This is a genomic window from Streptomyces sp. NPDC012637 (assembly GCF_042954805.1).
Classification (GTDB): domain Bacteria; phylum Actinomycetota; class Actinomycetes; order Streptomycetales; family Streptomycetaceae; genus Streptomyces.
In genome coordinates this window covers 37,834-48,465 of the sequence record NZ_JBIBDS010000016.1, presented here as the reverse complement: position 1 = coordinate 48,465, position 10,632 = coordinate 37,834, and the positions used below count along the sequence as shown (strand labels likewise).

General features: G+C 69.0%; 5 protein-coding genes and 1 pseudogene. 4 read left to right on the top strand and 2 right to left on the bottom strand.

Going from position 1 to position 10,632, the window contains the following annotated elements:
- Positions 1-146 (bottom strand): annotated as a pseudogene (locus tag ACFY8W_RS37380) (LLM class flavin-dependent oxidoreductase); the annotation flags it as partial.
- A gap of 399 nt (positions 147-545) precedes the next feature.
- Between ACFY8W_RS37380 and ACFY8W_RS37375 the strand changes: the two are divergent.
- On the top strand, positions 546-2,573 hold the full coding sequence (locus ACFY8W_RS37375; protein WP_391115609.1) for an N-6 DNA methylase: 2,028 nt from the start codon (positions 546-548) through the stop codon (positions 2,571-2,573).
- 4 nt (positions 2,574-2,577) lie between these two features.
- On the opposite strand, the gene ACFY8W_RS37370 is transcribed toward ACFY8W_RS37375, so the two are convergent.
- Positions 2,578-4,059, bottom strand: a complete 1,482-nt coding sequence (locus ACFY8W_RS37370; protein WP_391115606.1) for a protein kinase — start codon at positions 4,057-4,059, stop codon at positions 2,578-2,580.
- Between the two features lie 144 nt (positions 4,060-4,203).
- Between ACFY8W_RS37370 and ACFY8W_RS37365 the strand changes: the two genes are divergently transcribed.
- The 3 genes from ACFY8W_RS37365 to ACFY8W_RS37355 are packed head-to-tail and all read left to right on the top strand — an operon-like array spanning position 4,204 to position 10,605.
- Positions 4,204-5,829 (top strand): PD-(D/E)XK nuclease family protein, encoded by a 1,626-nt coding sequence (locus ACFY8W_RS37365; protein ID WP_391115603.1) that lies wholly within the window; start codon positions 4,204-4,206, stop codon positions 5,827-5,829.
- Positions 5,826-7,004, top strand: a complete 1,179-nt coding sequence (locus tag ACFY8W_RS37360) for a hypothetical protein (protein ID WP_391115601.1) — start codon at positions 5,826-5,828, stop codon at positions 7,002-7,004. The genes ACFY8W_RS37365 and ACFY8W_RS37360 overlap by 4 nt, the downstream gene beginning before the upstream one ends.
- A complete protein-coding gene (locus ACFY8W_RS37355; protein WP_391115599.1) occupies positions 6,997-10,605 on the top strand; it encodes a hypothetical protein in 3,609 nt (1,202 codons plus the stop codon). The genes ACFY8W_RS37360 and ACFY8W_RS37355 overlap by 8 nt, the downstream gene beginning before the upstream one ends.
- The last annotated feature ends 27 nt before the right edge of the window (positions 10,606-10,632 follow it).

Genomic DNA, 10,632 nt, shown 5'->3' with positions numbered 1-10,632 from the left:
TCGCCGACGCCGAAGCCGTCGAAGCCGAGTTCCTCGGCCAGCAGCGCGTTGTCGATCACCTCCCGGAAGCGCTCGTTGGTGGACTTCTGGACGCCCGTCACCGGGTCCGGGGCGTGCACGATGAGGGTGATGGCCAGGAACTTCACGACGCCACCCGCCGGATCTCCGGCCGCTCCGCACGGGCATCGGGGCGGCGGGCCAGGCCGAGGTGGTCGCGGAGCCTGGTTCCCGCGTCATATAGGTCTGACCCAAGCAGCACGGAAGTGGCGGAGCCGAAGGGGACCAGGCCCGACAGTCGCCCGCAGCAGCGATCGACACCAGCGGCACAGCGTTCCGCGTGGTTTTCCAGCCGGCAAGCCGGGGCGGCGACACACGCCGCGAACTCATGGGCGTGTCCGAGCAGCACAGCGACGGCTTCAGAGTACGCAGGTAGTCGACGGGTCAATCCATACGTAAACTCAGTTAAGCGATGAACGGTGAGATCAACGAGGCACACCTGATCGATCCGCGCCGAGTGAAGACCACCGCAAGCTCCGGAGGAGATCATGCCCGCGAATACAGGGGCGGCCCGTGTTGGAGTCACTCTGGCCGAGATCGCCCGCATCGCAGGAGTCGGGCGCGCCGCTGTCAGCAACTGGCGGCGTCGATACGGTAACTTTCCGTCACCTATCGGAGGTACGGATACCAGCCCACAGTTCTCGCTGTCCGAGGTCGAGGCCTGGCTCGAGCGAGAGAACAAGCTCAACGACAAGGCGAACCCACTCGATCGACTGTGGCCCGAGTACGAATCCCTGGGCGACAGGGAAGCGACAGGGCTCTTCATCGCCCATGTGGGACTGCGGCTCAGCGGTGAGCAGGCGGTCGGAGCACAACACGATCCTGCTGTCGATCGACGTCAGGCCCAGCTCATGGAGACCACTCTTGAGCTGGCCTCCAGCGGGGATCCCCAGGCCGTGTTCCAATTCCTTCTGGAACGATGGCTCCGAACCCACGTTCGGCAAGTGGCAACTACGCCACCTCCCCTGGCTGACCTCATGGCCCAAATCACGGCCGCCCTGCATCCGGGCGAGATGCGATCCGTACTCGATCCCGCGTGCGGTGCGGGAACGTTGCTCCTCGCCGCCGGACGGCAGTGGGGTGCCGGGCAACGATCGTTCATCCGATTCCTGGGCCAGGACGCCGACCCGGCCCTGGCAGAACTGACCCGGGCTCGCCTGGCGATCAGCGGGTTCTCGGAGGCGGGCCTGTCGAATGTCTCGTCCGTAGCTGGTGACACCCTGCGTGCCGATGCCCACCCTGATGTCCGGGCGGATGCCGTCCTGTGTAACCCTCCGTCCAATGAACGTGACTGGGGCCATGCCGAGCTGGCCACGGATCCTCGCTGGCTGTACGGACAACCGCCGCGCACCGAACCGGAGCTGGCCTGGGTTCAGCACGCCGTGGCGGCTCTGGCTCCCGGAGGAGTGGCGGTGCTGGTACTCCCGCCCGCGGTGGCCGCACGCCGTGCCGGCCGCCGGATCCGGGCTGGGTTGCTGCGCGCCGGCGTGCTCCGCGCGGTGATCGCCCTGCCTCCGGGTGCCGCTCCCCCTTACGGGGTCGGACTGCATCTTTGGGTTCTTCAGGCCGAGGGGGCTACGCCGCACAGCGGGCCCGGGCAAATCGAGCTCATGCTTGTGGACGCCGCGCACGACACGTCGCCCACGGCCGTCGAGAGGAATGGGATCGACTGGCCGACAGTCACCGCGCACGTTCTGGATGTCCTTAGCGGCAGAAGCACTATGGGGAGCGTGTCCCTCCCTGTGGTTGATTTGCTGGACGACCAGGTGGACCTCACACCAGCACGCCACATTCCCCGCACACAAGCCGCGACTGCCACAGACCTCCAGCGTCTGTGGGTTCAGTTCGACGCCTATGCGAGTGACACGCGGCGTGCCGCCACTGCCTTGTCAAACCTAGATCTAAGCAGCCTTGACGGATCCGTGTCACTGATCGGCATCGGCGAACTGGAACGGGCGGGAGCGCTGGAGATCCGGCCCGGGCAAGGGATCCCTGATGATCTGGTACGCCGCGGGGAGCGCCCCGCGGGCGAGGTTCGCGTCCTGACCGGTACGCCCACGCCTGGACAGGAACGGTTCTGGCTTCCGGCCTCCGCCGTCACAGCGGGTGCGCGGGACGGTTCCCTCACCGTCACAGCGACTCACGACGTGATCGTCTCGGTGCTGGCCCGCGCCTTCGACGTACGAGTTGAGGGCGAGGCCTCCTCCGTCCTTGGGCCCCAGCTCTCAGCACTCCGGGTGAACCCCGCCATCCTCGACCCCTGGTTCTTGGCCGGCTGTCTTCGCGCCCCGGCCAATGTGCAGCAGGCAGGCACACATGCGTCGACGACGTCGCGCATTGATGTGCGTCGCCTACAGATTCCCCGGCTTTCTCTCGTGGATCAACAGCATTACGGGAAGATCTACCGAACGATCCTCGCTTTTGAAAACGCATTGCAGGCCATGAAGCAAGTGGGCGCCGAACTGAGCCGGTCCCTGGGAGACCTGCTGGCTGCGGGGCAGCTCCCCCGGAGTTGACCGATCAGGCCCCGAACAGCCGGTTCAGGAGTTCGGCCACTTCCGCCTCATAACCTGATTCGCTCAGTTCAAGGGCGACCTCACGGCACCGCCCCATCAACTCGGCCGGAATGGGTGTGAGGCCGAGAAGTCCATGCACCACCGCACTCCAGCCACGGAACGCCTTGTCAACATCTCCCTCGGGCATCAGACATTCCGCAAGACCGAGGCTGGCTTCCAACACGAGGAAATCCAGTGGCACTCCGCCTTGGGCCACTTCGGCATAGTGCTCCGCAGCATCGCGCGTACGACCGTCCAGTCGAGCGGCATCGGCGCACCGCAACCTCGCCTTCAGGATGATCGGTTCGCGGGCCCCCCAGTCCGACACCGCCTTGGGCAACAGGTCGACAAGGTCGGCACACCGTTCGCCCGGCCCGTCGGCAAGTAGCTCCGCCTGGGCCAGATCGACCCGCTCGGCGAATTGATCCCGCCGCAGCCAGCCACTACTGCGGCGGGCCGGCCGACGGGGCGCGGAGGGCCGGACGGGAGACATGCCCTCCTTCTCGGCGGCTGAATCGCACCGGCGGTAGGACTCCGTCGGATCAGGAGTCAGCTCCGGGTCCGGAGCCGGATCTCCGGCCTTCGGCAGGAAGGGCCGCAGCACCGCGAGGACGTCCGTGACTGACCTTGGCCGGTCAGCCGGCACCTTTGCCAGCAGATCCCAGACGAGCTCGTCGAGCTCCTCCGGAATGCCGATGTTGATGCTTCGCAGGCGCGGGGGTAGATCTTCGAGGTGTTGGGCGTCCTTGTTCCTGTCAGGTAGATCCTCGAACGGCTTCTCACCTGCGAGCAGTTCGAAGAGAAGGCAGCCGAACGCATAAAGGTCCGCCGAGGCGGAAATGTCCTGGCGGCCACGCAGCTGTTCGGGAGCCATATAGCCGGAGCTGCCCGGTGTGGCGCCGAGGGCCGTGTAGCGGGTTGCGTCCGGATCGGTGAGGTGGGCGATACCGAAGTCGAGCAGCTTCACCACACCACCAACCCACGACACCACCACGTTGCCGGGCTTTAGGTCCCGGTGCACGACGCCGCACGCATGCGCGTGTTCGAGGGCTTCGGCAATCCGCACAGCAATGGCCATCCCTGCGTCGGGCGGGAAGGGGCGGCGCCGGTCGAGGAATTCACGCAGGTTGATCCCGTCGACGTACTCCATGACGAGGTAGGGCTCCTCGTTCACGTAGCCACGGTGCAGCAGGCGTGGAATGCCGGGATGATCGAGCTCTTCAAGGATGACGCCTTCACGTTCGAACCGCTTCAGCAGTTCGACGTGTCGCCGCGCCCGCTCGGCCGGGCTGAATCCGCCCTGCGTGTAGGCATCGAGGCGGAGCACCTTCACAGCGACCTTGCGACCGGTCCCTCGTTCGATCGCCGACCAGATGCTTCCCATGCCGCCCTGGTCAAGCGCCTCCTCGACGCGGAAGCGACCGTCGAGGTCTTCCCCTGGGTCCACACCTCACCCCCTTCGATGACACCGTGCGCGCCACACTCTAGTCGTTCACGCGCCACATGAAGAGAATCGCTTGACTTAGTTCACAGATCTGCGCTTCTCTGAAGCTGCCAGCGATCCCATCATCACGCCCACAAGGGGTGCATCGTGTCGCTCCATCTGCCTCCGCCCGGAACGGACGGCGACATCAGGCTCATCCGCACATCCCTGCCGCTGCTACGCGAGAGCCCCGAGGACTGCCCCCGCGGCAACGCCCTGCGCGCCCGGCCGTTCGTCCGGCAGGCTCCACCGCGTTCTCGGTGGACACCTGTCGAGGAGTTCGCCCTCGGCCCCGTTATGAAGGCCCTGGATGCGATCGAGCACGACAAGACGGACCTGGAGAGCGCGCTGTCACAGCTCCGGATGAGCCGCAAGAACCACGTCGGTCACTCGAGTTGGGCCGAGAAGGCGGTGCGCGCCTATGTGTCGGCACGCGCCGCGCACGAGGCACAGCGGCATGCGGTCGGGCACCCGGCGACCTTGCCGGTAGCTGCTCAGTGGACCGCCATCACCTGGAGCGAGACCCCGGACTCACGAGGAGCGACCCGCTACGAGCGCACCGCATGGGGTCGGCGCTACGCATCCGCCGACGGCGCTGAGCGAGAGCTCTGGCTGCTGTCCGTCAACTCTGTCAAGTCGGACCGGCCGTCGGCCGAGATCGCGGAGGCAGCCGCCGTGATGGTGAGCGGTGTCCCCTCCCAGTCGGCGCCCCGGGATGTCTTCCGCCCCGTCGGGGACCACGTCCGGCCGAGGCGCGTCCGGATCATCGGCATCGGCTGCGGATCCGGCGAGTACAAGGTGCTGGCCGACCGGGACGCCGATGAGGCCGACAGGCAGTTCACCGCGCACGCCAAGCCCGTACTCGCCCGAGTGGTCGAGGCCGACCGGCTCACGCCCGGTTCCAGCTGTGTCCGCTGCGAGGGGCTGACGGGCTGCGAACTGCCCCACCGCACTCCCGGCATTCTCGGCGTGCCCGGCTCGCGCCGCCCCCGGGCACGGCGTTCGGTCTCGGCGACAGATCTCCGCGTCCACGGCCAGTGCCCGGCTCAATTCCACCTCACCCGTGTCCTTCACCTGAAGTCCGGAGCGCCCGAGAGCCTGCCGATCCGCAGGGGTCGCGCCGTGGACGAGTGGCTCAACCTCCGTCACGAGGAGAGATGCTGCCGTGACGCCCCACTGCCGGACGTCCTCCCTGGGCTGACCGCATCCGAGTTGCCGACAGCACTGGCCATGCTGTCCGAGCACCAGCGAGCATGCCCGCTCGACGGGCTCCCGCCCACGGAGCACGTTCGAGTGCAGCACCGGCTCACGGCGTACGATCCGGAGCTCGACGTCGTTCTGATCGCCGACCCGGACCTCCTCTACACCCGCGCTGGTGGCTGGATCTGGCATGAGACGAAGACGGCCGCGAAGCGTCCCTGGGAGGGACGGGGCCTGATGGAGTCGTACCCGCAGCTCGCCTTCGCGGTGCTGATGATGGCCGCGGGGGTCCTCGACGGAGATCCGCGCCGTTCCCTGATCGAACTCGAAGTGCTGTACAACGACGGATCGCGCTGCGAGGAGATCGACCCCGGCGATCCGGACACCCAGGCCGAAGCCCGCCGCATCATCGCCGCACTCGCCGGACCGTGGGCCGTCGACGAGACGTACGCCCCCCGCCCTGACGAGCACTGCGACGGCTGCGACGTACTGGCGCACTGCGCGGCGGGCCGCACCCACCTGGAGCCCCGATGACCACCATGCCGGCCCCCGGCTGGCCCCCCTCCCCGGACGACGACTGGTCCGCTCACCGCGGCGTCCCTTTGATGCGCACCCTGGCCACCGCGCTCACGGTGCTGGATGCATCGACCGGACCCGAAGTCTTCATCCTGCCCTATCCCCCTGAGGTCCAGCGTGCGCTGGACCGGACGGTGCTCGCGTGTCTGGAACGCGGCGCCGAGCCCCCGGCGTGCCTGCCCGACCTGCTGTTCTGGTGCCGCGAGCGGCCGGTGGCCGATTGGCCGATCGATCTGCCGCCCGAGACCGTGGGCCCGCACGACCTGCTGCTCGATCCCGACTCCTCCCGGCCCACCGAACTCTGCTACGAGTGGGCCGAGCAGTCGTCGGACAGCGCGCTGGTCCTGTACGACCGCGAGGTCATCCGTACCGCTCTCCGGCTCTGCCGTGAGTACGGGGAAGAGGACGCGTACACCGAATTCCGCCGGCTCCTCGTCACACGGCCCGTGCTCACCTCGGCCGAGGACTTCGCCCTCTCGATGGATCACGTGCTCGACCCGGTGAAGGAGCTGCTCAGCAGGATCTACCGCCCCGTCCCGGACAGCTATCTCCGGGGTGGCGGGTACGCCGCGTGTGGCCGCTGCCTGACGTTGCTCACCCCACTGCGCGACGGAGGCTGGTGGTGCGAGCGGGATCGGTGCCGCCGTCGGGGCAAGCCTCCGGTAGGCCGCCGCTACCCGCGGGAGGAGGTCGGCGAGCTTCTGCAGCTGGCTCGTCCGCTGCGTCAGTTCGTCACCGGCCCCGGACGGGCCGAGGCCGACCTGGAGGCGCGACTGACCGCGCTGGGGCTGAAGGTACGGATGTGGCCGGCGTACGACGCCTACGACGTGCACATCACCTTCCCCGACGACCACGTATGGGCCATCGACGTCAAGGACTGGGCTCATCCCGCGTTCCTCGGGCGAGTGGCCCGCTCGGTGCCGCAGCAGCCCCCGTACGACGAGGCCTTCTGGGTGGTCCCGCAGGACCGGGTCGACGACCGGCCCGGGTACGTCGCCGTGTTCGAGCGCCACCGTCCGGCCGCAGCGCGGCACGTGCCCTTGCTCACCGACACGGAACTGATCGCCCGCGCGCGGGAACGGCTCACGCGCACGGGGAAGACCACGCGTCGAAAGGAGGCCGGCGATGCGTGACCGCGAGAGCTGGCACAAGCCCGTCAGCAAGGAACTCGCGCGGCTGTGGGGCGAGGTGCCGCCCGAGCTGGGCACGGTGAAACCGAGCCTGCTGTGCCAGGTGGAGCTGGCTCTGCGGCTCCTGGAGCGCATCGCCCCCGAGGAGCCCGCATCCGGCGCGTACACCCTGTTCGGGGGTTACGAATTCGCCCGCTCCCGCGGCTGTGTCACCTCTCCGACCCACGAGGTGATGCTCGCCGCCGGTCGCCACCTGCTGTGGCATCTGCGTCGGCGGCGTACCTGGCAGCAGGCGCTGGAGACCTATCTGTCCCTCCCCGACCGGCTTCGCGCCTACGACGTTCCCGAGTTCCACCGGTCCGCGCGGCGTCGTGAATCAGTCGTCGCGTCCGATCGCTTCATGGTCTATGACACCGCCCTCGCAGCATTGCCCCCGCTCGCTCGCAAGCCCCTCCCCCTCGCCCCCGCGGGCCGCGCCACCTTCGTCGAACGGCGACGGCCGACGTCCGTCACGTTGCCGGCCTGGCTCCGGCCGGAGCCGGCTGCCGGCCACGCGCCCGAGGACGGGCGGCCCGGGGACGGCGCTCCTCTCGTGATCAGCCGGGCCGAGCTGGCCGAAACCGCACGCTGGATGGACGCGACCGAGCAGCAGAACGAGGTGGCGAGTCCGGGCCAGTGGGAGGATCGCCTCGCCGAGCTGCACGTCTTCCCGCGCGACGCCGACGGACTCGGATTCACCGAGGAAGGTGATCTCCGCCTCGACGGGCTTCTGCACCTCGTCGGCATGGTCGGAGCGGGCAAGTCGACTCTCATGACCCTGCTCGCGGTCTGGGGGACTCGTCGCACTCCCCAGCTGCGCACCACACTGATGGTGGGCGACGTCGCCGAGCAGCTCCGTATCACCGCTCTTCTGCGCGATCTCGGTCTGACGGCGGCCCCCGTGCTGGGGCTGACCACACGGGAGACCCATGTCCAGCGGCTGCACCGCCGGCTCGGCTCCCGCGGCCTGCACAACCTCCTGGACCACGACGACCCCGGCTTCGATCACCTCAGCACAGTGTGCGTCGTGGATGCTCTGCGGGGTACGGAAGCCGCCCAACCGCTGCGGTTCGCGGACGCGCCGTGTACCTCGCTCCACCCGGAGAAGCCGAGGAAGGAAGGCGAGACGCCACCCACGTCCGATGGGCTGCCCGAGCCGTATCAGCCGGGACAGCGGCGCTCCGCATCGGATCAGGGCGGCGCCCCGGAGGTCAAGGGCACCCCGCACGGCTGCCCGGCCTGGGCCGCCTGCCCCCGTCACAGCACCGCCCGTGAACTCGTCGACTCCCTGATCTGGGTGGCGAATCCGGCGAGCCTCGTCCAGTCGGCCGTGCCCCGCCATCTCGGGGACGAGCGCCTGCGCCACCTGGAACTGGCCTGCCTGCGCAGCGACATCATCATCGTGGACGAGGCCGACTCGGTCCAGATGAAGATGGACGAGATCTTCGCTCCCTCGGCGACACTCGTCTCCCCCGGCCCCGAGTCGTGGCTCGACCAGGTGCAGGCACATCGCGTCGAAGAGCTCTCCCGGCAGGGCCGGCTGCCACTGACCGACCAGGAGGTCGAACGGTGGTCCGCGTCCCTGACCGTGGTCCACGCCGCGACGGACCGCCTCTACAAGCTGCTGATCTCCGACGCGGAGCTGCGTGAGTGGGCCGACATCGAGTACTTCAGCCCGTGGACGCTGCAGGAGAAGCTGCTGCGCTCATGGTTCGCGCAGGACACGGTCCCCGGCGTGCCCGATGGTGTGCCCGACGAATCGGAACTGTACGAGGCGTACGAGGACGACGCGCCCGAGCCCGCTTCCCCGGGCCCTGAAGCGGATGCGCGCCGCGCCGAACTGACGGAGCGCTTCGATGACTTCCGCGACGATCCGCTCGGCGGCCAGGGCCCTTACGGCAACACGACCGACGACCTCGTGCGTCTGTCTCAGGACCTACTCACCACGCTGTCCTCGTCCGACACACGGGCGCGCGTACTCGCGGTGCTGCGCCCCCTGCTGGCCGGCACTCCGGCGGCGGATCGGGCCAAGGACGAGGAGTGGCTGGATCTGGCCGCCCGCCGTCTGGAGTTCACCCTGCTCCTGAGCGCCCTCAACCAGCGACTGGACCGACTGGTCTATCTGTGGCCGCAGGTCGAGGCCGCCCTGCACCTCGACTCGACGGGCAACGAGCTCTCCCGCCGCCCGCCTCTCGACTACGCCCCGCTGGTGCCGGAGGCCCCCATGGGCAACGTCCTGGGCTTCCAGTACCTGCCCGACGAGCGGGAGCGCGACGTCGAAGGGCGGCACAGCGGCACGTTGCGCTTCTTCCGGTGCGCCGGAGTCGGCCGTGAGCTCCTGCTCACCCTCCCCGACGTGGGCGCCGACCCGGGCCGCGGCAGGAGGGGGCCGCACGTCGTGCTGATGTCCGGCACGAGCTGGGCCGGCACCTCCACGCGCGCGCACCTCGTCGCGCCCGTGGGCGCGGTACTGACCCCCTCCGCCCGCTCGCTCGAGGCCGTGAAGCAGTCGGTCTTCACCACGCACTTCCTGTACGACGACGAAGGCCGGCCCCTCAGCCTGTCCGGTACGGAGCCCAAGGCCCGGCCGGCGGCCTGCAGGGCCATGGTCCGACGGCTCGGCCTGCCCGGCCGGGGCGGTGCCCCCAGCCCGTTGGAGCAGGAGCTGGCCAAGGTCACCGACAGCCGTCGGCGCAGGGCGATTCTCCTGGTCGGCAGCTACAAGGAGGCGAACACCGCGGCGGATGCCCTGCATGACATCGAGCGCTGGCAGGGGCGGGTCCGCGTCCTGGCCGCCGACGATGCCGACCTGGAGCAGGCCGTACGAGGCTCGGGACCGGTCCGGCCGGAGCAGGAGCGGGCCACCGTCCTGCGCCGTGGTGACCTCGCCACCTTCGCCCAGGACCCCACGGCGGAGATCCTCGTCGCGCCGCTGATGGCCGTGGAGCGTGGACACAACATTCTGAACGCCCAGCGCAACGCGGCCTTCGGTACGGCACTGTTCCTCGCCCGGCCGCACCCGCGCCCCGACGATCTTTCCCTCGCGGTGTTCGCGATCAACGACTGGGCGGCACGCTTCACCCGCGACGAACCCGGGGTGCCTCAGGGCACCTTCACCGAGCTGGCCATGGCGGCGCCGCAGCTGGACGAGGCCGGCCTGGCCTTCCGGCATGTGGCACGAGGTGAGTGGCGGCGGCTGTTGTCGCGCCGGTACATCTACTCCCGCCTGTCCGGCAAGGAGAAGACGTCCTTCACCTGGGACCAGCTCGTGACGCTCTGGCAGGTCATCGGCCGTCTGGTGCGCGGTGGCGTACCGGCCCGGGTGGTCTTCGTCGACGCCCGGTTCGCCCCGCGCACGGCCAGGCTGCTCTCGCCGGGTGCCGCATCGGCGCCCGTTCCCCATGAGGACGGCCTGCTTACCGGCCTTCGGGACGTTCTCGCCCCGTACTTCGATGACGCCGCCCCACCCTCTGACTGCCCCGATCCGGCAGACCCGGTGGTCGCCCGGCTCCTGTACACGCCGCTGTACAAGGCGCTGCGCGAGATCACCCACCACACCACCTGAACCTCTCGACCCGAAGTCCCCCCCGCG

Excerpts from the sequence above, each read along its gene's own strand:
- ACFY8W_RS37375 (WP_391115609.1), top strand. The coding sequence starts at position 546 with ATGCCCGCGAATACAGGGGCGGCCCGTGTTGGAGTCACTCTGGCCGAG.
- ACFY8W_RS37360 (WP_391115601.1), top strand. The coding sequence starts at position 5,826 with ATGACCACCATGCCGGCCCCCGGCTGGCCCCCCTCCCCGGACGACGAC.
- ACFY8W_RS37355 (WP_391115599.1), top strand. The coding sequence starts at position 6,997 with ATGCGTGACCGCGAGAGCTGGCACAAGCCCGTCAGCAAGGAACTCGCG.